This is a genomic window from Pseudoalteromonas piratica, from assembly GCF_000788395.1.
GTDB classification, from domain to species: Bacteria; Pseudomonadota; Gammaproteobacteria; order Enterobacterales; family Alteromonadaceae; genus Pseudoalteromonas; species Pseudoalteromonas piratica.
Genome location: NZ_CP009888.1, coordinates 950,001 through 973,260, shown reverse-complemented (window position 1 = coordinate 973,260; position 23,260 = coordinate 950,001). Strand labels below are relative to the sequence as shown.

25 protein-coding genes and 2 rRNA genes (1 of these 27 running past the window's edge) are annotated in these 23,260 nt (G+C 40.8%); 5 read left to right on the top strand and 22 right to left on the bottom strand.

The window, feature by feature from the left end:
- Positions 1-15: 15 nt before the first annotated feature.
- Complete coding sequence (gspC, locus tag OM33_RS04465; RefSeq protein ID WP_038639230.1) at positions 16-945, bottom strand: type II secretion system protein GspC; 930 nt, start codon at positions 943-945, stop codon at positions 16-18.
- A gap of 232 nt (positions 946-1,177) precedes the next feature.
- On the opposite strand from gspC, the gene hslR reads away from it, so the two are divergent.
- The 3 genes from hslR (at position 1,178) to pckA (ending at position 4,433) form a co-directional block, all read left to right on the top strand.
- Complete coding sequence (hslR, locus tag OM33_RS04460) at positions 1,178-1,600, top strand: ribosome-associated heat shock protein Hsp15 (RefSeq protein ID WP_038639227.1); 423 nt, start codon at positions 1,178-1,180, stop codon at positions 1,598-1,600.
- 40 nt (positions 1,601-1,640) lie between these two features.
- Positions 1,641-2,477, top strand: a complete 837-nt coding sequence (gene hslO / locus OM33_RS04455; protein ID WP_038639224.1) for an Hsp33 family molecular chaperone HslO — start codon at positions 1,641-1,643, stop codon at positions 2,475-2,477.
- A gap of 345 nt (positions 2,478-2,822) precedes the next feature.
- Positions 2,823-4,433: a phosphoenolpyruvate carboxykinase (ATP) gene (gene pckA / locus OM33_RS04450; protein WP_038639221.1), complete on the top strand. Its 1,611-nt coding sequence runs from the start codon at positions 2,823-2,825 to the stop codon at positions 4,431-4,433.
- Positions 4,434-4,580: 147 nt separating this feature from the next.
- Here pckA and OM33_RS04445 read toward each other — a convergent pair whose 3' ends face one another.
- From OM33_RS04445 to OM33_RS04355, 19 genes are all read right to left on the bottom strand, one after another.
- Entirely contained in the window at positions 4,581-4,961 is a 381-nt protein-coding gene (locus OM33_RS04445; protein ID WP_038639216.1) for a DUF6768 family protein, read from the bottom strand.
- Between the two features lies 1 nt (position 4,962).
- Positions 4,963-5,484, bottom strand: coding sequence for an RNA polymerase sigma factor (locus OM33_RS04440; RefSeq protein ID WP_038639213.1), 522 nt, complete (start codon positions 5,482-5,484; stop codon positions 4,963-4,965).
- A gap of 507 nt (positions 5,485-5,991) precedes the next feature.
- Positions 5,992-6,246: a hypothetical protein gene (locus tag OM33_RS04435; protein WP_038639209.1), complete on the bottom strand. Its 255-nt coding sequence runs from the start codon at positions 6,244-6,246 to the stop codon at positions 5,992-5,994.
- Between the two features lie 11 nt (positions 6,247-6,257).
- A complete protein-coding gene (locus OM33_RS04430; protein ID WP_199922503.1) occupies positions 6,258-6,965 on the bottom strand; it encodes a hypothetical protein in 708 nt (235 codons plus the stop codon).
- Between the two features lie 426 nt (positions 6,966-7,391).
- A complete protein-coding gene (rpsQ, locus tag OM33_RS04425) occupies positions 7,392-7,637 on the bottom strand; it encodes a 30S ribosomal protein S17 (RefSeq protein ID WP_038639203.1) in 246 nt (81 codons plus the stop codon).
- The gene (gene rpmC / locus OM33_RS04420) at positions 7,637-7,828 is read right to left on the bottom strand and encodes a 50S ribosomal protein L29 (protein ID WP_010561265.1); all 192 of its coding nucleotides are present in this window, start codon (positions 7,826-7,828) and stop codon (positions 7,637-7,639) included. The genes rpsQ and rpmC overlap by 1 nt, the downstream gene beginning before the upstream one ends.
- Positions 7,828-8,241 (bottom strand): 50S ribosomal protein L16, encoded by a 414-nt coding sequence (rplP, locus tag OM33_RS04415; RefSeq protein ID WP_010561266.1) that lies wholly within the window; start codon positions 8,239-8,241, stop codon positions 7,828-7,830. Before rplP ends, rpmC begins: the two co-directional genes overlap by 1 nt.
- 13 nt (positions 8,242-8,254) lie before the next feature.
- On the bottom strand, positions 8,255-8,953 hold the full coding sequence (gene rpsC / locus OM33_RS04410; protein ID WP_038639200.1) for a 30S ribosomal protein S3: 699 nt from the start codon (positions 8,951-8,953) through the stop codon (positions 8,255-8,257).
- Between the two features lie 11 nt (positions 8,954-8,964).
- The gene (gene rplV / locus OM33_RS04405; RefSeq protein WP_010561268.1) at positions 8,965-9,297 is read right to left on the bottom strand and encodes a 50S ribosomal protein L22; all 333 of its coding nucleotides are present in this window, start codon (positions 9,295-9,297) and stop codon (positions 8,965-8,967) included.
- Between the two features lie 12 nt (positions 9,298-9,309).
- Entirely contained in the window at positions 9,310-9,588 is a 279-nt protein-coding gene (gene rpsS / locus OM33_RS04400) for a 30S ribosomal protein S19 (protein ID WP_010561269.1), read from the bottom strand.
- A gap of 16 nt (positions 9,589-9,604) precedes the next feature.
- Positions 9,605-10,429, bottom strand: a complete 825-nt coding sequence (gene rplB, locus OM33_RS04395; protein ID WP_038639195.1) for a 50S ribosomal protein L2 — start codon at positions 10,427-10,429, stop codon at positions 9,605-9,607.
- Between the two features lie 17 nt (positions 10,430-10,446).
- Positions 10,447-10,749: a 50S ribosomal protein L23 gene (gene rplW / locus OM33_RS04390; RefSeq protein ID WP_010561271.1), complete on the bottom strand. Its 303-nt coding sequence runs from the start codon at positions 10,747-10,749 to the stop codon at positions 10,447-10,449.
- On the bottom strand, positions 10,746-11,351 hold the full coding sequence (rplD, locus tag OM33_RS04385; RefSeq protein WP_010561272.1) for a 50S ribosomal protein L4: 606 nt from the start codon (positions 11,349-11,351) through the stop codon (positions 10,746-10,748). Before rplD ends, rplW begins: the two co-directional genes overlap by 4 nt.
- Positions 11,352-11,368: 17 nt before the next feature.
- Positions 11,369-12,004: a 50S ribosomal protein L3 gene (rplC, locus tag OM33_RS04380; RefSeq protein WP_038639192.1), complete on the bottom strand. Its 636-nt coding sequence runs from the start codon at positions 12,002-12,004 to the stop codon at positions 11,369-11,371.
- A gap of 27 nt (positions 12,005-12,031) precedes the next feature.
- A complete protein-coding gene (gene rpsJ / locus OM33_RS04375) occupies positions 12,032-12,343 on the bottom strand; it encodes a 30S ribosomal protein S10 (RefSeq protein ID WP_010561274.1) in 312 nt (103 codons plus the stop codon).
- A 703-nt stretch (positions 12,344-13,046) separates the two neighbouring features.
- On the bottom strand, positions 13,047-13,367 hold the full coding sequence (locus OM33_RS04370) for a hypothetical protein (RefSeq protein ID WP_038639189.1): 321 nt from the start codon (positions 13,365-13,367) through the stop codon (positions 13,047-13,049).
- A 199-nt stretch (positions 13,368-13,566) separates the two neighbouring features.
- The gene (locus tag OM33_RS04365) at positions 13,567-16,476 is read right to left on the bottom strand and encodes a TonB-dependent receptor plug domain-containing protein (RefSeq protein WP_038639186.1); all 2,910 of its coding nucleotides are present in this window, start codon (positions 16,474-16,476) and stop codon (positions 13,567-13,569) included.
- Positions 16,477-16,711: 235 nt separating this feature from the next.
- Positions 16,712-16,987, bottom strand: a complete 276-nt coding sequence (locus OM33_RS04360) for a hypothetical protein (RefSeq protein ID WP_038639183.1) — start codon at positions 16,985-16,987, stop codon at positions 16,712-16,714.
- Positions 16,988-17,040: 53 nt separating this feature from the next.
- Positions 17,041-19,971, bottom strand: a complete 2,931-nt coding sequence (locus OM33_RS04355; protein ID WP_038639180.1) for a TonB-dependent receptor plug domain-containing protein — start codon at positions 19,969-19,971, stop codon at positions 17,041-17,043.
- Between the two features lie 286 nt (positions 19,972-20,257).
- Here OM33_RS04355 and OM33_RS04350 point away from each other — a divergent pair, with 286 nt between their 5' ends.
- Entirely contained in the window at positions 20,258-21,010 is a 753-nt protein-coding gene (locus OM33_RS04350; RefSeq protein WP_038639177.1) for a LytR/AlgR family response regulator transcription factor, read from the top strand.
- A gap of 109 nt (positions 21,011-21,119) precedes the next feature.
- Positions 21,120-21,515, top strand: a complete 396-nt coding sequence (locus OM33_RS04345; protein WP_038643006.1) for a hypothetical protein — start codon at positions 21,120-21,122, stop codon at positions 21,513-21,515.
- 502 nt (positions 21,516-22,017) lie between these two features.
- On the opposite strand, the gene rrf is transcribed toward OM33_RS04345, so the two are convergent.
- Both rrf and OM33_RS04335 read right to left on the bottom strand, forming a co-directional pair.
- Positions 22,018-22,132 (bottom strand): 5S ribosomal RNA (rrf, locus tag OM33_RS04340).
- 136 nt (positions 22,133-22,268) lie between these two features.
- Positions 22,269-23,260: ribosomal RNA gene (locus OM33_RS04335) — 23S ribosomal RNA — on the bottom strand (it continues 1,889 nt past the right edge of the window).

Genomic DNA, 23,260 nt, shown 5'->3' with positions numbered 1-23,260 from the left:
CTCCAAGTCGTATTCTTATTCTAGGCTAAATAGTACATCGAGTATTTGCCCTTGGCGCTCGATTACTATGGTGGCAGATGTCGCTTCCCTAAGCTCCCCTATTGCTGCCATAGCCTGTTTCATATCTGTCAGCTGATAACCATTTATCGCGGTTGCAAGGTCACCACTTTGTAAACCCATTTCTTTGAATAATTTAGGATCTTTTCCTGGGCTTAAGTTATAACCAACAATTTCTCCACCTACTCGTTTAGGTGAGATACGGATGTAATCGAAAAGTTTCCCTGGCTCTTCAAGTAATTCTCTTCGCTTAGCTTTTAGTTCTTGCTTGATATTAGCGTTTTGAGTTGCATTAATTGCTTTGGCAGGGGATTCATTTACAGCACGCAATTGGTTAAATGTTTTTGTTTGCTTTTTAACAGGTTGTTTGACCGTTTTTGAATAGTCAATACCATCAAGCATTAGGGTTTCAAAGCGACCACTTATTTTAATAATGACGCGATCAGCAAAAATTGTCTCTATCCTCGCGCGCGTACCTTTTACCAAATCGGCAACAGCATAAGTTTCTTGCGAGCCCTGGCTTTCAATGATCGCATGGCCAGCTTTTTCATTGCCAGGTATTGCAACGACACCCGTCAGTTTTATATTTAATGTTGTTTCAGGCGCATCGCTAATAATCTCGTTGCGCTGTTCTTGTTCTTTTTGCGTTGCACTGCCAAAGATATTTTGCGCAACTAAATCACCACTATCGTAATTAAATGCATTAGTACCGCCACTACCTGATGTAACCGAGATAGCTTGTGGTTGCGGTTTTGGCCAGAGCATCCACGTTAATTGAGCTGCCAAATAAGCAACATAAATAACCACAAGCACAAGTGCAATATTGCTTGCTTTTTTATGCGGGAATTTTGCTATTACTTGTTCAATTTGCGCTTGGTTTAACTGCATTATTATTATGTATTTGATTATTTTTGAACGACCATCTTAACCTGTCAGCTTTACTACAACAAGCAGGTAAACTGGAAAGTGGCTGGAATTTACACTGTAAAGATGACAATTCTGTGTCACTGACTGCATTTCACAGTGTCTCTAAATTTGGTAAATAAATGTATCAATTTTGTCTCCATTCGCATTTGTGGTATATTTCACACACTTTTCAATGCAGTTATTCACTCACTCCATGAGTAAAAAACAAAATTCTACAGACACTTTAAATCAAAGCGCAACACTCGCCGTTAGGTTAGATAAATGGCTTTGGGCTGCTCGCTTTTACAAGACACGCGCTATCGCTCGAGAAATGATCTTGGGGGGCAAAGTGCACTATAATGGTCAACGATGTAAACCAAGTAAAATTGTTGAGTTAGGTGCAAGTATTAAGCTCTCCCAAGGCTTTGATGAAAAAGTTGTCACCATTGAAAAAATAAGTGATCAAAGACGTGGTGCTCCCGTTGCCCAGACCTTATATAAAGAAACACAAGAAAGTGTTAGCAAGCGTGAAGAAAACGCATGGGCACGTAAAAACAACGCCTTTTTCTCTCCGAGCCCTGAAAATCGCCCGGATAAAAAACAGCGTCGCGAACTTATTAAGTTTAAACACAGTTAATATTTCTCAAGCATTTAGCTTGAAACAAGGTATTTAACCAATGCAAGATTTATTACACAGATATATTTTTGAAAATCATGATGTACGTGGTGAATTAGTTCAACTCGATCAAACCTTCTCTGAAATTGTCGAAAACCACAACTATCCAAACGAAGTGAAACAGCTAATCGGTGAATTACTAGTAGCAACCAGTTTGCTCACAGCAACGCTGAAGTTTGAAGGTGACATTGCCGTTCAACTACAAGGTGATGGTCCGGTAAAGTATGCCGTTATCAATGGTGACCACCAGCAGAATATGCGTGGCATTGCTCGTATTCAAGGCGAAATAACAGATCCAGGTGTGCTTAACCTAATTGGTAAAGGACATATGGTTATTACAATTACACCGCTAAAAGGTGAGCGCTACCAAGGTATCGTTCCGTTAGTATCAAATAGCCTAGCTGAATGTTTAGAACAATATTTCCAGCAATCTGAGCAACTTCGCACCCGTATGTGGATTAGCACAGACACTGAGCAAGAAAAGTGCTCAGGAATGCTGCTACAAGTATTGCCAGTAAATAAAGAAAAAGCCGAAGAAGACTTCACGCATTTAGAAGCCTTAACAAATACCATCAAAGACGAAGAGTTATTGAACCTTGATGGCCATACAGTATTAACACGACTTTATCACGAAGATAACCCGCGCTTATTTGATCCTCAGCCGGTTAGCTTCCGCTGCGGTTGTAGTCGAGATAAAATTGCCAACGCGATCGTGAACGTGGGTAAAGATGTATTACTTGAAGATGCCAAAGAACAAGGCGCAATTAAAATTAACTGCCAATATTGTTTAAAAGAGTATCAATTCAATAAGCGTGATATTGAAAATATCTTTAACTAAGCTAAATACTCAAAAAGCAGGTGCAATACCTGCTTTTTTATTCTCTAACACGCCTTTTTCAAATACTTTTCTCAAAACGCATCAAAATAGTCAAATTTCTCTTACCCAAAACCCTATTTAAAGAGATGTAAAATCCAACAGAAAAAATGACAGCGGTGTCATTTATATAACGCATAATCAGTATTTATAAATGACACCGGTATCATGAAAAAAAGTACATAAATCCCAGAAAAATCGGGGGTTTCAGCTTTGGTTTTACACTATTATTACGATAGAATTGACGCTCGAATTTTATTCGATTTTATTTTTTACTACCCGTTCAAAACCCCTAGGAGTGTTTAAACTATGTCAGCTTTAGAAAACTCGATTGATTTGTCGCAATATGGCATTCACGATGTTTCAGAAATTGTTCACAATCCATCTTACGAGTTACTTTTTGCGGAAGAAACTAAAGCGGGCCTTGAAGGTTATGACAAAGGTGTCGAAACTGAATTAGGCGCAGTTAACGTGAAAACTGGTATCTTTACCGGTCGTTCACCAAAAGATAAGTACATCGTACGTGATGAAACCTCAGCTGACACTGTGTGGTGGTCTGATCAAGGTAAAAACGACAACAAACCAATGACTCCTGAAACTTGGTCACACCTGAAAGGGTTAGTGACTAAGCAGCTTTCTGGCAAGCGTCTTTTCGTAGTTGACACTTTCTGCGGTGCAAATGAAGACACACGCCTTAAAGTACGTTTTGTTACGGAAGTAGCGTGGCAAGCACATTTCGTTAAAAACATGTTCATCCGCCCTTCTGAAGAAGAGCTAAAAGATTACGAGCCTGACTTCATCGTAATGAATGGCGCGAAAACTACCAATGACAAGTGGCAAGAACAGGGTCTTAACTCTGAAAACTTCGTTGCATTTAACCTTACTGAGAAAATCCAACTTATCGGTGGTACTTGGTACGGCGGTGAAATGAAAAAAGGTATGTTCTCAATGATGAACTACTACCTACCACTTAAAGGTATCGCATCAATGCACTGTAGCGCTAACGTTGGTAAAGATGGCGACGTTGCAATTTTCTTCGGTCTTTCTGGTACTGGTAAAACAACACTTTCAACCGATCCTAAGCGCGAGCTTATTGGTGATGACGAGCACGGTTGGGATGACAACGGCGTATTTAACTTTGAAGGTGGTTGTTACGCGAAAACAATTAACCTAAGCAAAGAAAATGAACCTGACATCTACAATGCAATCCGTCGTGATGCATTATTAGAAAACGTATCTGTTGATGAAAACGGCAAAATTGATTTTGACGATAACTCAACAACTGAAAACACACGTGTTTCTTACCCAATTCACCACATTGACAACATTGTTAAGCCAGTTTCTAAAGCTGGTCATGCGAAGAAAGTTATCTTCCTAACTGCTGACGCGTTTGGTGTACTGCCACCAGTAGCTAAGTTAACGCCTGAGCAAACACAATACTACTTCCTATCGGGTTTCACTGCGAAGCTAGCGGGTACTGAGCGTGGTATTACTGAACCAACTCCTACGTTTTCAAGCTGTTTCGGTGCTGCGTTCTTATCACTTCACCCAACACAATATGCAGAAGTACTACAGAAGCGTATGGAAGCTGCTGGCGCTGAAGCATACCTAGTAAACACTGGTTGGAACGGCACAGGTAAACGTATTTCAATTAAAGCAACGCGCGCAATCATTGATGCAATCTTAGATGGCTCTATCGATAATGCTGAAACTGAAATCGTACCACTATTTAACCTTGAAGTACCTAAGTCACTTGAAGGTGTAGAAGGCGACATTCTTGATCCGCGTAACACTTACGAAGATGCAAGCGTATGGACAGACAAAGCAACAGACCTTGCTCAACGTTTTGTTGATAACTTTGATAAGTTCACTGATACAGAAAACGGCAAGGCGCTTGTAGCGGCTGGTCCAAAACTTTAATTAAGTCATTCTCCTTAATTAAAAAAAGCCAGCTATTAGCTGGCTTTTTCTTGTTATAAAGCATTATTTTTATGAAAGAATAAGCTCTAAAATCAACCTAATCATTAACAATAGAATTAAAATCAATTCATTAAGTTTTTGCATTGCTTAATCCACCGTTACTGATGACTTTCTTAATTCTGTAATCGCCACTTCAAGTCGCTTTATTTCTCTTGTTAAGCTACTACGATTCATTTCATTATATAGCCAGCTCTTCGCCGCTATATGAAATTGAAAACTAAAAAGAGCTAACACTCCCCAGAAAATTTGTGCATCTACAGGTTGCGTAAAAAATTGATAAGCCAAATATATAAGCGCCACAAAGTTCACAAGCACTAATACATTAACCAATATAAACCATGGCCTCATTGCACCTTTAAGCCCTGCCTTTAACAGTGATCCTAAGCCATTATTCTCAGTCGCTAAAATACGGTCAATTTCTGCTGAGTCCGATTCTAAGCGTTTTAAAATTTTCTCATCAATATTCATCTTACTTTTCCTCTACACTCTTTTGTAACGCTTTTCTGGCACGGAATAACCTTGATTTAACTGTACCCAATGGCACTTCTAATACCTCAGCTATCTGTGTCAATTGCATTTCTTCCAAATAGAATAAATGTATAACCTGCTTATCTATCTCTGGAAGCTGTTCTATCAACGATGCGATATCTAGGCTTTCAGATTTAGTTGATGCGACGATATCAACCACATCTATATCGTTTTCGATGATCTCTTTATCTCGCTTTGCGGCTCGCATTAGATCATAAACACTCCAGCGAACTGTTTTAAACAACCAACTTTTAAATGCTCTTGGATCTTTTAGTTTGTGAAGGTTTTTTGCTAACTTTAACCAGGCATTCTGAACCGCGTCTTGAACAATTTGAGGGTCGCTACACAACTTATACGCAAAACGAGTAACGCCTTGTTGATAATTTTTGCACAGAAACGTGAACGCTTCTGAATTACCCGATTGTGCGGCAAGAACCAACAAATCTTCCTGTGCTTGATTCATTCAAACTTCCAAAAATAAATTGTTCAATTAACAAGACGTAAGCGTTATCGTAAAGGTTCACGCAAATAGAATTAATTTACCTTGAGGTACATAGCTGACAATACGCCAATTTTATTGAGCACATATTTTAATAAAACACTAGGTAACCTGAACTAGGATAATAAATTACTTTCTAGCAGACACTTTTACTTATTACTGCGTTAAATTGGTTTTCAATAGGCTCGCTATTGACGCGCACATTTGCCTTGTACTAAGAAAAAATATCAAGCTAGAAGGCAGTAAACAACAAAACTAATATCTTTCATATGTACAGTTAACTTCTTAACCCTAGTTCAGGTTAAGTAAATATCCTGCAATCAGACATACCCATTCTATCCGGATAAACTTAAGGGCCGAGAAATATATTTAGTCGTCGGAGAAGGTAAGTGATTAATGAGTAAAGGCTAAAATTTATTGTTCTAGATAATTAAAGCGGTCTTAAAAATTAAAATGCGTTTTCGGCAAAAACTAATCAGACTCTTTTACACCAAAGATATCTAGCATGATCTCAAATACATTTTCCATTAGCGTCATTTGCCGCTCTGCTGCCTGTATTTCTTTTTTCTCGCTTAGACAATCATTATATTGCGCCTCTATCACAGCCATAGGCAAAGTTTGGTTTTGAAACGCATTTTCTCGACACTCTCTGATGTCACGCTGATGCAAGCCAGATGAACACCCGACACTTATTAGTAATGCGAAAAAAATCACACAGTATTTCACTAGAGTCCCTTCTATCTTTTCTTTAAATACTTATCCAACGAATTTTTCAGCAAAATTTCATTATCTGACTTTTCTCCAGGGCAGGGAAAACCCGATGATGACGGCATATCCATACTGCCCATTTCAGAACTGCTATCAACAAGATAACACTTACCTTTATATTTTATCGTCTTACGTGGTGAGGTTACTCTGCCAGCAACAACTTCAGCTTGGCCATTTACTAGCTCTTGATATTTTTGCGACGGCTTAATTTTGACTTTCCGTTGGCTTATCTGATTATTGAATTGTTGCGATTTAAAATAAGCTTGCTGTTCTTTTTTAATTATACTCTCAAAACTCTTATAACGATTGAACTTAATCGCTTTAGATGTGATTTCAGGAGCTTTTTTCTGAGTTTTAGGAACGCTTTCCAAGACTTTTTCAGTTCGTCTTAATATTGGTGTTTCTTTAACTTCAGCAACTTTTTTCACCTTTTCTACGACTGTATTTTTGATGATGTTTTCAGATGCTTTATCTTGTTTATGATCAGACTCTTCCTTAGTTTTTGATTTCCTCATTTCAGCCAGAATTTTTCGCTGCTGCGCGACAGGTATGATGTAGGTTTTAAGAGAAGCTTCCTGCTTTGAACTTGGTTGTTTGAATGTTTGAGTTACCAGCAAGTAGCCAAGAACAAAGTGCACGGTAATAGACGCTAGCAATGCCATTTGCTTTGAACGCACAGCAATACCTTAAAAATTTATTTATTATTAATATGTTAGGAGTCTAGCGAAAGTATAAAGTTCAGCGAACAAAGTCTAAACAATGTAAGAAATCGTAAGTAAGCAGTAAGCAGTAAGCAGTAAGCAGTAAGCAGTAAGCAGTAAGCAGTAAGCAGTAAGCAGTAAGCAGTAAGCAGTAAGCAGTAAGCAGTAAGCAGTAATTGTTGTCACAAACTTACCCACAATACTAGTTAATATTTAACACTCTCAGGTGCAACTTCTAGAAGTAGCCTTCTCATTATATGTATGTAGCTTTCTAGTATGCTAAATAAATTAAACGCTCGGTTTTAAGAGTGGTGCTTCACCTGTTATCAAATTAATTTTACTTTAAACGTAAAAAACCCCAGCCGAGGCCGGGGTTTTTAGCGTTCGCTTAATTAATAAAAATTAAGCAGAAACAACGTCAACTAAAGTCCAAGATTTGTTCTTAGAAATAGGAGCACACTCACGAATAGTAACTGTGTTGCCTACTTTAGCAGTGTTGTTCTCATCATGTGCGTGTAGCTTAGTAGTACGCTTGATGAATTTACCATAGATTGGGTGCTTCACCTGACGTTCAATAGCAACAACGATAGACTTGTCCATCTTGTCACTAACTACGCGACCTTGTAGAGTACGGATTTTATCGCTCATTATGCACCTGCCTTCTGGTTGATAACCGTTTTAACACGCGCGATATCGCGACGTACTTTACGTAGTAAATGAGACTGAGCTAGCTGACCAGTGCTCGCTTGCATGCGCAGGTTAAACTGCTCACGAAGAAGCTCTAGAAGTTCAGTGTTTAGCTCTTCTACGCTCTTGTCTTTTAATTCGCTAGCTTTCATTACATTACCGTCCGAGTTACGAATGTTGTCTTGAATGGTAGTTTACGAGCTGCAAGGTCAAATGCTTCACGAGCAAGCTCTTCAGAAACACCTTCCATTTCGTAAAGTACTTTACCAGGCTGAATTTCAGCAACCCAGTATTCTACGCTACCTTTACCTTTACCCATACGAACTTCAAGCGGCTTGTTTGTAATTGGCTTATCTGGGAACACACGGATCCAGATTTTACCTTGACGCTTGATGTGACGAGTCATAGCACGACGAGCTGCTTCGATTTGACGAGCAGTCATACGGCCACGGCCAGTCGCTTTAAGGCCGAATGAGCCGAAGCTAACTTTGTTACCGTTTTGCGCTAAACCGCGGTTGCGGCCTTTGTGCATTTTACGGAATTTTGTACGTTTTGGCTGTAACATTGATCGCTACCCCTTACTTAGCTTTACGAGCTTTTTTCGGTGCACGCTTAGCTGGCTTCTCAGCTTCTTGTTTCAGTGGAAGACCACCGATAACTTCGCCTTTGAAGATCCAAACTTTAACACCGATGATGCCGTAAGTAGTTAAAGCTTCTGAAGTTGCGTAATCGATATCAGCACGTAGAGTGTGTAGAGGTACACGACCTTCACGGTACCACTCAGAACGTGCGATTTCAGCGCCGCCTAAACGACCGCTAACTTCAACCTTAATACCTTTAGCGCCTAGACGCATTGCATTTTGTACCGCGCGCTTCATAGCACGACGGAACATAACACGGCGCTCAAGCTGTGAAGAGATGCTGTCAGCTACAAGTTGTGCATCTAACTCAGGCTTACGAACTTCAGAAATATTGATCTGAGCCGGAACACCTGCAAGTTTAGTCACTTCTTGACGTAGCTTTTCAACGTCTTCGCCTTTTTTACCGATAACAACACCAGGACGAGCTGTGTGGATTGTTACACGGATTGATTTCGCTGGACGTTCAATAACGATTTTAGACACAGAAGCTGCTTTTAATTCCTTTGTAAGGAAAGCGCGAACTTTGTGATCGCCAAATAGCGTCTCAGAGTAGTCTTTTGTATTCGCGTACCAAGTAGATACCCAAGGTTTTGAGATACCTAGGCGAATACCAGTAGGGTGTACTTTTTGTCCCATTAGTTAATCTCCTAGTTATCTGAAACCACAACAGTGATGTGGCTAGTACGCTTAAGGATGCGATCTGCACGACCTTTAGCACGTGGACGAATACGTTTCATTGTAGGACCTTCGTCTACAAAAACTTTCGCCACTTTAAGCTCATCAATGTCAGCACCTTCGTTATGCTCTGCATTCGCAATAGCAGACTCTAGTACTTTCTTAACTAAAACAGCCGCTGATTTAGGGCTGTACGCCAGTATTTCTAGCGCGCGATCAACAGGTAGTCCACGGACTTGATCTGCAACTAAACGTGCTTTTTGCGCTGAACCAGAGGCGAATTTGTGTTTAGCTAATGCTTCCATCATATTCCCCTATTAACGCTTTTTAGCTTTCTTATCAGCAGCATGGCCGCGATAAGTACGTGTAGGTGCAAATTCACCTAGTTTGTGACCGATCATTTCGTCCGAAACAAATACAGGGACGTGCTGACGACCATTATGGACAGCGATGGTCAATCCGATCATATTAGGGATGATCATTGAACGACGGCTCCAAGTCTTGATAGGCTTCTTGTCACCGCTTTCCAACGCCTTCTCTACCTTCTTCAGCAAGTGTAGGTCAATGAATGGACCCTTCTTGAGAGAACGTGGCATGGCAATTCCTCAACTATTACTTAGTACGACGACGTACGATAAATTTATCAGTACGCTTGTTCTTACGTGTCTTAGCACCTTTGGTAGGCTTACCCCATGGAGACACAGGATGACGACCACCAGAAGTACGACCTTCACCACCACCGTGTGGGTGGTCTACTGGGTTCATGGCAACACCACGAACTGTAGGACGAACACCACGCCAACGGTTAGCACCAGCTTTACCTAGTGAACGAAGCATGTGTTCTGCGTTACCTACTTCACCTAAAGTTGCGCGACAATCCGCTTCAACTTTACGCATCTCGCCTGAACGTAGACGAAGTGTTACGTACTGACCTTCACGAGCAAGGATCTGAACGTATGCACCCGCTGAACGAGCGATTTGAGCACCTTTACCAGGCTTAAGCTCAACGTTGTGAACAGTAGAACCTACAGGCATGTTACGCATTGGTAATGTGTTACCAGTCTTGATTGGTGCATCAACACCAGACTGAATAGAATCACCAGCTTTAAGGCCTTTAGGTGCGATGATGTAACGACGCTCACCGTCTGCATATAATACAAGAGCGATGTTTGCGCTACGGTTTGGATCGTATTCTAAACGCTCAACTTTAGCCGGAATACCGTCTTTAGTGCGTTTGAAATCGATTACACGGTAATGATGCTTATGACCACCACCAATGTGACGAACCGTGATACGACCGTTGTTGTTACGACCACCTGATTTAGAGTTTTTCTCTAGTAGCGGAGCGTATGGCTTACCCTTGTGTAGATCAGGGTTAACCACTTTAACGACGTGACGACGACCCGCAGAAGTTGGTTTACACTTTTGAAGTGCCATAATGCTAACTCCTTAAATTACTCGGCGCCGCCGACAAAGTCTAATTCGCTGCCTTCTTTAAGAGTAACGTAAGCTTTCTTCCAATCAGAACGCTGACCAAAACGCATACCAGTGCGCTTTTTCTTACCCTTAACAACAAGCGAACGAACACCCGTTACTTCAACTTCGAAAAGTTTTTCTACAGCTGCTTTAATTTCAGCTTTAGTTGCGTCTTTAGCTACTTTGAACACGATAGTGTTGTTAGCTTCAGCATTGATAGTACTTTTCTCAGAAATGTGCGGAGCACGTAGAACTTTTAATAAACGTTCTTCAGAGATCATGCTAATGCCTCCTCAAGTTGCTTAACAGCAGCAGCTGTAATAAGAACCTTATCGAAAGCAATTAAGCTTACTGGGTCAATGCCCGCAACGTCACGTACGTCTACTTTGTATAGGTTACGTGCAGATAAGAATAGGTTCTCATCAACTTCTTCAGTTACGATTAGAACATCTTTAAGCTCTAGCTCTTTAAGCTTGCTTACTAGTTCTTTAGTCTTTGGTGCTTCAAGACCAAAGTTTTCAACAACTACTAAACGCTCTTGACGAACTAGTTCAGATAGGATGCTTTGAATCGCACCGCGATACATCTTACGGTTAACTTTTTGGCTGTGATCTTGCGGCTTAGCTGCAAAGCTCACACCACCGCTGCGCCAGATTGGGCTGCGGATTGTACCAGCACGTGCACGGCCAGTACCTTTTTGACGAAATGGTTTCTTACCGCCGCCACTTACTTCAGAACGTGTCTTCTGAGCTTTAGTACCTTGACGAGCACCTGCTGCGTAAGCAACAACTACTTGGTGTACTAATGCTTCGTTAAACTCACGACCAAAAGTAGCTTCGGAAACCTCAAGAGCGCCTGATGCGTCTTTTAACGTTAATTCCATCACTAAATCTCCAGGACTTAAGCTTTAACAGCTGGTTTAACGATTACGTCGCCATTTACTGCGCCAGGTACTGCACCTTTAACAAGTAATAGACCACGTTCAGCGTCAACACGAACAACTTCTAGGTTTTGAGTCGTTACACGCTCAGCACCCATGTGACCGGCCATTTTCTTACCTTTAAATACTTTACCAGGTGATTGGTTTTGACCAATTGAACCCGGAGCACGGTGAGATAATGAGTTACCGTGAGTAGCGTCTTGCATGCTGAAGTTCCAGCGCTTAACACCACCTTGGAAGCCTTTACCTTTAGAAGTACCAGTTACGTCAACTTTCTTAACGTCGTTGAATACTTCAACAGTAATTTCGTTACCAACTTCGAAGTCACCTTCGTCGCCAGATAGACGGAATTCCCACAGACCACGACCAGCCTCAACACCAGCTTTAGCGAAGTGACCCGCTTCTGGTTTGTTTACACGGCTAGCTTTTTTCTCGCCTGCAGTCACTTGAAGCGCGTTATAACCGTCAGTAGCTTCAGATTTAACCTGAGTTACACGGTTTGGCGTCGCTTCGATAACGGTTACTGGGATTGAAACGCCATCTTCAGTGAAGATACGAGTCATGCCCACTTTACGACCGACTAGACCTAATGCCATTTTCCTAAAACCTCTCTAATCTTCCGATTAACCCAGGCTGATTTGAACATCAACACCAGCAGCAAGGTCTAAACGCATAAGTGCGTCTACAGTCTTGTCAGTTGGTTCTACGATGTCGATCAGACGTTTGTGGGTGCGGATTTCGTACTGATCACGCGCGTCTTTGTTAACGTGCGGAGAAACAAGTACAGTGAAACGCTCTTTGCGTGTAGGTAGTGGGATAGGACCACGAACCTGAGCACCAGTGCGCTTAGCAGTTTCCACGATTTCCAACGTTGATTGGTCAATCAAACGGTGGTCAAAAGCTTTTAGGCGAATACGAATGCGTTGATTTGACATTCTAATTAAACCTCAATAAAAAGAGCATTTTAAAAAGAGCATAAAAAAACCGTCAACTTAACCAAAAAATTGGAAAGCGACAATCTTCTTATATCTTACCTTTGAACTCCAAATCGGAGTTCCTGTTCATGGGCTTGAAATCCAAGCCTCTATAGTCTTTCAAAACATGTAAGTGAACTTACAATTTCGAAAGTTTGCGTATTATAGTGATACTGGTGATAAATGCAACACTTTTTTATACGGACAGGGTTCAGGGTTTAGGGTTTAGGGTTTAGGGTTTAGGGGGTTTAGGGTTTAGGGTTTAGGGTTTAGGGTTTAGGGTTTAGGGTTTAGGGTTTAGGGTTTAGGGTTTAGGGTTTAGGGTTTAGGGTTTAGGGTTTAGGGTTTAGGGTTTAGGGTTTAGGGTTTAGGGTTTAGGGTTTAGGGTTTAGGGTTTAGGGTTTAGGGTTTAGGGTTTAGGGTTTAGCAGACATTCTGAAGTCTGAAATCTTAATACTCAAGAGTATTAATGAAGGGAATAAAATGGGGGGTGGATAAGTCCCCCATTTGGTCCAAAGAAAATCGCAATGCTAAATACCATTGGCGATGAGTAGATGTTACTTATTAGACGCCTATGTCTCTAGCTTAAAGTGATAATACGAATAGTTTCGGGGATAAGTGGCGAAACTATTTCAAACTGTGAATTAGTCACAATAACTATTCATTAATTTCCTGCACCACGCTTTAATGAGGAGTTTATATCTCCTCCAACCTGCCTACGCATATCTCTTTGAGCAAGTTCAGCTTCTTTCTTTTCTTCTTCTATTTGAGCTTTAGTTCTACAAACAGTACGTCTAACATTTGAACCTATTGTTTTTTCCTGTCTGCATATAGCACCACCTTTACTAACTTCAGAATTAACTTGAGTGACCTGCGCGTTGCTCTCACCTACATCTGACTTTTCTTTTGTTGCTTGATAGTTTGTTGTTGAATTGCATCCTGCTAATACAAAGAAAAGAAATGATACTGAAATTATCTTTTTCATAATATGTTTCCATCAATTAGAGTTATTAATTTGCACCTAAATTGTAAATAAGTACTACTAAACGCTTTATTTATACCAGCTCTTTTTATTGGTAGTAGCTAGTTTGTGATAAGTCGCAAGGTATTCGTGTCGCAAGATAAAAATGAAAAAGGCTAACTCTGAGAGTTAGCCTTTTAGGATAAATCAGATTTCAAACTGATTAGAACTTAGCACGGAAACCTAAGTAGAATGTACGACCAATTGGGTCATAAGTACCGGCATCAGTTTCAGTACCAGTATCACTTCCATCAACACCAGTAAGGATTGCTGGAGGCTCATTATCAAACGCATTATTGATACCGCCAAACACTTCTACACTTTCAGTAATATAGTAAGAAGCTTGTAGGTCATGATAAACCTCAGCACCAATACCCACTGACTCTTTTTCAAAACCAAAACCAGCTAACCATTGGTCATCTAAGCTAGCAGAGCCGATGTAAGTCATACGCCAAGTGAAATCAAAGTCATTCACATTGTAGCCAAGATTTAGTGATGCTTTATGTTCTGATGCACCAACTTCTCCAGCCCACTCATCTTTATCAGCACCAGGTAGAGGAATATCCCAACCATCTAACAAATATGTATATGCTAAACGTGAACGGAATTGACCCGGACCAAGTTCTTCAGAATAGATTAAAGTTAAATCTACACCTTCCGTACCACGACCACCTGAGTTAGAAACAGCAGTATCAATAAACTCTAGAGAACCTGCACTGTTATTACCAGCAGCAGTTGGACGACGAGTAATAAATTCACAGAACTCTTGATTACCTGATGCATAGCATTGGTCAAGCATAAACTGACGAGGTGTAGATACGATAGCATCTTCAATTTCAATATCGAAGTAATCTAATGTGATATCTAACCCTTCAACAAACTCAGGTGTAAACACCATACCTACAGTTGTTGAAGTACCTACTTCTTCTTTCAGTTCAGGGTTACCACGGTTAAAGCCGCTCACACCTTGAATATCCGACTGGTTAAGTGTAAATGAACCATTTGCTGCAACGTTTGCTGCAACGCCAGGATTTGCTAAACAATTTTGACCTAGCGCATCACTTTGACCTGCTGTTACGCCAACACAAGGATCAATCAGTCCAGATGGGAAGTCTTGCGATGGTGGTGAGAATAACTCATTAATGTTAGGTGCACGCGTTGATTGTGCTTGAATTACACGGAAACGTAAGCTATCAATTGGCTGCCAGTTGAAACCAGCATTCCAGCTCATTGTTCCACCTACAGTAGAATAATCAGAACTACGTACAGCACCTTTGAAATTTAATGATTCAAGAATTGGCACTTCAAATTCAGCGTAGAATTCCAATACATCAAATTCACCAAAAGTTGCAGGAATAGCATTACCCGCGTTTAGGCCTGCCTGTTGCAATGCATCAAACTGTGCTGAAGACTCTTCTTCACGGTATTCAAAACCGGCTGCCATCGCAACATAACCAGCTGGTAATTCAAATAATTCACCAGAAACGTTACCGCCAACAATTTTTTGGGTAATTGATGCTGAACGCATGCTTGGAGCACTTACATATGCGCCAGCCGCTGCATCGATTGAGTTAAAGCCATAAATATTGATTGGTGCACAGTTAAATGAGCGAGCTGTTGCATCTAAACAAATTGCTTCATCTGTAATACCATCACCATCAATGTCTTGAGAGTCCATTACAGATTCAAGTGCATAGCGGAAGTTTTGTACATTAACTAAACCACCTGAAACTTGGTTATCTTTTGTTTTACCGTAGGTGTAATGGAAATCGTAGAACCAATCATTAAAGATTTCGCCTTCCATACCAAGCGTAAAACGGAATGTATCACGCTCAGCAACATAACCACGGTTACCAATATCAAGTAGACGTTTAGCGAAGAAAATATCTTTCATGCCATCGCCATCGGTATCAGTAGCAGAATTATAGATTTCATCAGGAATATAAGCTGAACGTAATAACTGGTCATTCACCATAAATTCAACTGGTACACGACCGTTTGCATAAATATCATCAGATGCAAATGGGAATGGCTCAAGCTCAGTGTCTGACTCAGTCGCTGCATAGGTACCTTCAAAGAAGAACTTATGTTGGTCACTTAACTCATAATGACCTTTAGATGCGAAAAGGAAACGCTCTGTAGGAATTGCAATCGTACGGTAGTTTGAACGGTTAAAACCATCCGGACCAATGGTACCATTACCATTTGTAGAGAAACCAGCCTGTAGTTGGTTGTTAGCATTATAAGTATAACGCGTATCACCTGCATCAAATCGACCTTGCGGCGGGAATGATGAGAAGAAAGGACGGTTAGGCTCAAAGATTGCTGAAGGATTCTCTGGGTCAAAATAAATATTTGCTAATTGGTCAACAGCAGAACGATCGCGGTCACGTGAGAAAACACCACCCTGATCTGAATAACCTAGGTGGAACATCACATTACCTTTGCCATCTGATGATGAAGTACCTGCTGTTACAGAGAACTGGCTACTTGTGTCATCACCTTCAGCTGATTCGCCATATTGACCATCGAATTCAATACCTTCGTACTCTTTTTTAAGTACAAAGTTAACAACACCTGCTACCGCATCAGAACCATATACAGATGATGCGCCACCTGTAAGCACTTCAACTCGTTCGATAAACTGTGTTGGAATAACGTTTAAGTCTACATCAGTAGAACCTGCACGACCTGCAACATGACGGCGGCCATTTACTAGTACAAGTGTACGGTTAGTGCCAAGGTTGCGTAAATCTACAGTCGCTAAACCACCGCCAGAAGTACTGAAGTTTGAGTTTGTACGGCTGATTGCTGGACTACCAAAAGCTGGGTTTTCTAAAAGTAAATCTTGCAGGTTGATAACACCTGACTTTTGAATATCTTCACCTGAAAGTACTTGAATTGGTGATGATGAAAGTGCTTCTGCTGAACGAATGCGTGAACCTGTCACTTCTACACGTTCAATCTCTTGAACTGATGGATTTTCTTCAGCAGCTGATGCTGTGAATGAAACTCCTGAAAACAGCGCGGATGTCATTGCTATTTTTAGCGCTGATTTTTTAAATGTATTCATTAAAATAATCTCCCTGGATTTTGATTACGCAGACAAAGTCATACGCGAATCCCAACCTAATTACATTAGGAGATTATTTCCAACGGAATTATTTAAAAGGACCGAAGATAGTGTTGAGCGGCAAATTTAAGCTTTTAAATAACCATTTTGAAAAAATAAGATACAGGTGTTAAAACTATGTGAACATATTTGTATATTTAAACGGGGTTTAAAAACTACTATAAACCCCGAAAGTTTAATTATCACGGGTAATTTCAGGTTTTCTCAATCGTTTTAACGTATTCTGTGCTACTTCTTCATCTTTTTTAATCTGTTCGATTGTTCTACACACTTTTGTTTTACGATTACTGCCAGTTCGAGACATCATTTCACATCGCACACCATGTTCTTCATAAAGCATTTCATTTTGTTCAACACTGGCCGCCTTTTGGCGTTTAAACATATCTTGCGATGATTCGCAGCCCATAAGAAATAACATTGGAATTGCTAGACATATAATACTTTTACGCATTTTACCTTCCTTATTTAAAGGGGTGATTCCTCACCCCAATTCCTTAGATATTTTTAGAAACTCACGACCGCGCGTAAATACATATAACGACCAATAATGTCATAAGTCGATACATCTGTATTTGCACCAAATGCTGAATAAACGAATGGCGGCTGTTCGTCGAATAGGTTATCGACACCCGCAGTGACTGTAAGATGATCTGTTACAAGATAACTACCTTGAATATCAACTACAACATTCGACTCTACACTGCGCTCAAATGGATCCGTCCACCATCCATTCTCTGTTTCAGTTACACCATCGATATAACGTGTTGTAAGGGTCGCATCCCACTCATCCATTGACCAACCAACCGTGAAGTTAGTTTTAAGTTCAGCGAAATGACCATCATGGTTAACTTCAAACCGACCAACATGATCAATTGTCTGTGACGCTAGGTGTTTGTCATATTCAAGAAGATAAGTACCGTCTAATGAGAAACGCCACTCACCAAAATCAGAATCCATTGTGTAACGTATGTCAAAATCAACACCCGACGTATCAATACCACCAACGTTAACGGCGTAATCATCTACTGTGATGATGCCACCATAAGCAGGGCTGTCAGGCGCAAATCGTCTGATACGCTCGCAGTACTCACCATTTTCAAAGCAACCAGTTAGTGCACTTTGTGTACCGACTGTAGATAGCGCGTTATCTAACTGAATTTCCCAGTAATCAATACTAAAGGATAAATTCTCAATAAAATCTGGTGTATAAACCATACCGACTGTCAGTACATCAGCTTCTTCTGGCTCAAGCTCTATCGCACCACCCCAGTTTACTGCGCCACCGGTATTTGTTGGTATTTGTTCTACACCATCAGAGTCATAGCCTATTTCAGGTACCCCTGTGTTAACACAGTTGGCCCAGTTTGCTGAGTTTTTCACTGCTTGGTAAGCCTCTGCAGAACCATAAGTATTTGCATCACAAGGGTCAGCAGCCTCAGGGAAGCCAATAGCTGCACCACCAACTAAATCATCAATAGTTGGCGCTCTAAATGCAGTTGATACGGTAGTACGAAGTAATAACGAATCAACTGGCATCCATTTCACACCAATCTTGCCTGAGGTATTATCGCCAAATGAACTGTAGTCTGAATAACGAACTGCGGCACTTAGCTCTAACATATGTGCAAAAGCGGCGTCGTCTAAAATAGGCACAACGACTTCACCAAAAACTTCTTGTACGTCATATCCGCCCTGTGTACTTACAGCATCACCTGCCGTTGTTGTACCCTGCAAAATAAGCGTGTCAGGTTTGTAGTAACCAGACTCTTTACGATACTCATAGCCAGCAGCAAAACCAACAGGCCCTGCTGGTAGGTCAAATAAGTCACCAGACACAACAGCTGAAATCACTTCTTGGCGGTTTTGACCAAGCTCAACAGTATTGTAATCCCCTGAGATATACTGCAACATTTCAGGAGTAATACCTGTTTCAGTTCCAGGCTGTCCAAAAATATTAAGAGGCAAGCAGCCATCAATCACTGTGTTTTCTGAATTCAGACACACTAATTGAGCGCCATTAGCAGCATCAACAACCGGATTACCATTTGCATCCGTAATTAATGAGCCATTTTCATCTAACCAACCTGTTGGACCGACAGCTTCACCTACTCGTTGAAGATTGAAATAACCCTCGGTACGTTCTACCGAATCACTTTGACCAAAGTTATACGATATTTCCCAATCCCAACCATTTTGGAAAACGCCATTAAAGCCTACTACGGTTCTAAACGTCTTATAGTCTCGAATATTGAGTCGACCACCGGTATCTTCCATACGACGGCGCCAATCATTGATCTGGTAAGAGTTTCCATTTTCATCTTTTGGGCCATATTTGACGTTATAATAGTTATTTGGTGAATAAGGCGCCTCTGTATTAAAGAAAACTAATGGAGCGAGAGGCTCAGGTGCAATTAAACGCTTACCTACAGTTTGTACATAACTTACTTCAGCAAATGAATTAACCTCACCAAGTACTCCAAACTCACCAAGCAGGTAATTAGCAAATACATTGGCATATTTACGCTTGCTTGGAGTTTGAAGGTAATTTACAGGGTTATAGTTGTATGAATCAGTCGCACCATCAAATGGTCGCCAATCGCCATAATCAGGCCCTCTGGTTACATTTTGATCTGCATTTGGGTTTTCAGGATTATTTGCAGAACCTGGAGCACCATCGACATTAGACCATGGTGGAGCTGATGAGCCACCTCGCTGTGTTGATCCATCAGGGAACGCGCGAAGCTCATATTCGGAAAAGCTTCTGTCCCCTTGAAACGCATCACCTTGGTCGTTGTAACCAAGCGCTACAACAACATTACCGCGGTCACTTGCAGAACCAAAGGTTAAATCTATCCCTTTTGCTTCCGCATCACTTTCGCCACTTTGACCAGCATTCAGTTTTAACTCGAAACCTTCATAATCATTTCGAGTAATAATGTTTACAACACCAGCAATTGCATCAGAACCATAAGTCGCAGATGCACCATCTTTTAATACTTCAACACGTTTAACAACGGAAGTAGGAATAGTATTTAAATCCACTGATGCATTAGCACCATTACCGCCTGCAACGACTCGGCGTCCATTAATTAAAACTAATGTTCTTTCATCACCGATACCACGAAGTGAAAAGCGCGTACTTGAGTCACCACCATTATTTGTTTGCGTATTAACTGCTGCACCTGCGGATGATGTTAGGTTTTGTAATAAATCACCAACATTATTAACACTCATCTTGCTAATTGCGACAGCGTCAATCGTTGTGACCGGGTTAGCCCCTTCCATATCAGTGCGTTTAATTCGCGAACCGGTCACTTCGATTCTTTCGACTTGATTCTCAGCTGTTTCTTCAGCTGCAGTAGCTGCAAAGCTGTAGCTCGACAGTAACGCTGTTGAAATGGCTATTTTTAAAACTGACTTTCTAAATTGAACCATTGAGTTTCTCCCTGGGATATTACGTATTATTATTTTTTATACAATCGAATCTAACGTAATCAGTCCTATATTTCGTTACCATCTGAAATACGTAAGCGGCAAAAAAACCAACTCAAACGGCCATCATTAAAGTTTCACTAACATAAAATAAATAAAATTAACAATCACTTATTTATCAGACTCTTTATTGGTAATAGTCACTAACATTTTGTTACTCAATATGGCTTATCTGATGAGAAATAAAATGACAGAATAAGGAAATATTTGTTCAGAGGGAGCTTGTACAATGAAAAAGTTCAGTCTCGTTATCGCCGATCAAAAAGAAAGCAACAAATCTATTTTAAAAGCACTACTTAAAGACTATCCAAATTTTGAAGCAATCGCTTTAGCATTTGATTGGCAAGAAGCAATAAGCATTTCACAAACAATGCAAGCCGACGTTCTATTTATTAATAATAATTTATTGCCAAACAGTAACGCACTTGAAACATTAAAAGCTGAATGCCCTGAGTTTACTCAAATTGTTTACTTAGGCGACTCAGAGGCCCAAGCAATCTTTGCTTTTGAATACGACTTTGCTGACTTTATTTTATTTCCATGTGATGCGACGCGTTTTGAAAAGTGTATTCAAAAATTAACAAATCGTTTAAGTCATCAACCTCAATTGCCATTAAACAACATACAGTCATTAATTGAACAGTTGCAAGAACAAGAAAAGACCTTAATCGTTAAAGATGCTGGGAAAATTAAAATAATAGATTGTAACGACATTATTTGGATTGGCGGTGCTGGCAACTATGTTGAGCTATATTTGAAAAATGAAAACAGGCCCGTACTGCATCGGGAAACACTCTCTGCTATGGAAAACAAGCTAACTAATCTGGGCTTCATCAGAATACATCGCAGTATATTAGTTAGAAAAAAGTATATATCAGAACTAAAACCAACTGACAGTGGCGATTATCAAGTAACGTTAAGAAATGGCCACCAACTGAACTTGTCACGCCGTTATAAATCAGCAATGACAGGCATTATCTAACAGCTTTACTATTTATTAGTAATACTATTATATTAAGTGAATCATTAATATTTACTGGCATATTGTGCTAACATTGCTGAACAATCTCAGTAACATGAATTACTTAAGTATGCAGCTTGTCAGATTTTCATCACTTTTTGTAGCCTGCTATTTCTTAGCTGGTTGCCAGTTAAACCAATCGAACTCACCAGCAAATCCGATTAATACAATCAGCGATGCAGAATCAACACTTGAAAATGTAATCAGTGACAAATCTTGCGATGCAACTTACCAATGTAGAGTAATTGGCTTTGGGGAACGCGCATGTGGCGGACCAAGCCGGTTTGCTATTTACTCGATTAAAAATAGTAAACAAGAAGATGTTGAATTTTTAGCGAATGAAATAACGCAGTTTGAAAAAACATATAATGAAAGCACTAATGCTTTTTCTACGTGTGAACATAATCCATCTCCGCAAACTTTATGTATCGCAAATACTTGCAAATTAATTGAGCGTAAACAGTAAATGGTTTAACGCAATTGCTACCACTGTTTGTAAGCGAGTAACAAATAATTTAAGCACCCGATAATTGTAAGCATTTATATCATACCTACTTTATAAAACTCGCTTACTGTTACTATAAATTGATAATTTGCTATATAAGCCCCTTACCAAGATAAGCCCCCTTACTTTAATAAAAACGCTCACAACAGTGGCCGTCGTTGAAGCGATAAAATGCTATTAATATTTTTAACGAAGGCACGTAGAACCACACTCTTCTCATTATCGAAATTAATCTACCTAATTTTCCTAATCTGTCTACGATAAAAAGTAACGAAATCAGTTTTTCCCTACTGAGATTGAGAACTACGCGGATTAAGGGAAGCAAAAATGTTGGGGTAATTATCGAGATTAAAGGAACTCGTAGGCTGAGAAGCATTTACCTCTTACTTCAGGGAACTTCTAATCCAATAAGCCCAGAACGCAAAAAGCCCGCTCATTGAGCGGGCTTTTTACTTAATTAGGAGCTTGGCGATGTTCTACTTTCACATGGGCGAACCCACACTATCATCGACGCTGTTTCGTTTCACTTCTGAGTTCGGCATGGGGTCAGGTGGTTCCAAAACGCTATAGTCACCAAGCAAATCTGGTTGACTTAAGAGCTTGTCTTAAATCTAAATCTGGAAAGCTTTTTTTAAGTAAATGTCTACTTTAGTATTTGTCTCTTTTTTCAGAGACTATTCAACTTCTAACGAGTCTAAACCACTTTGGCGTTGTATGGTTAAGCCTCACGGGTAATTAGTACGAGTTAGCTTAATGCCTCACAGCACTTCCACATCTCGCCTATCAACGTTGTAGTCTTCAACGGCCCTTCAGTTAACTCAAGTTAAAGTGAGAACTCATCTCGAGGCTCGCTTCCCGCTTAGATGCTTTCAGCGGTTATCGATTCCGAACGTAGCTACCGGGCAATGCAATTGGCATCACAACCCGAACACCAGCGGTTCGTCCACTCCGGTCCTCTCGTACTAGGAGCAGCCCCTCTCAATTCTCAAACGCCCACGGCAGATAGGGACCGAACTGTCTCACGACGTTCTAAACCCAGCTCGCGTACCACTTTAAATGGCGAACAGCCATACCCTTGGGACCGACTTCAGCCCCAGGATGTGATGAGCCGACATCGAGGTGCCAAACACCGCCGTCGATATGAACTCTTGGGCGGTATCAGCCTGTTATCCCCGGAGTACCTTTTATCCGTTGAGCGATGGCCCTTCCATTCAGAACCACCGGATCACTATGACCTACTTTCGTACCTGCTCGACGTGTCTGTCTCGCAGTTAAGCTTGCTTCTACCATTACACTAACCGTACGATGTCCGACCGTACTTAGCAAACCTTCGTGCTCCTCCGTTACTCTTTGGGAGGAGACCGCCCCAGTCAAACTACCCACCAGGCACTGTCCACAACCCCGATTCAGGGGCCTATGTTAGAACATCAACACTACAAGGGTGGTATTTCAAGGACGGCTCCACACAATCTAGCGACTGTGCTTCAAAGCCTCCCACCTATCCTACACATGTAGGGTCAATGTTCAGTGCCAAGCTGTAGTAAAGGTTCACGGGGTCTTTCCGTCTAGCCGCGGGTACACAGCATCTTCACTGCGATTTCAATTTCACTGAGTCTCGGGTGGAGACAGCGTGGCCATGGTTACACCATTCGTGCAGGTCGGAACTTACCCGACAAGGAATTTCGCTACCTTAGGACCGTTATAGT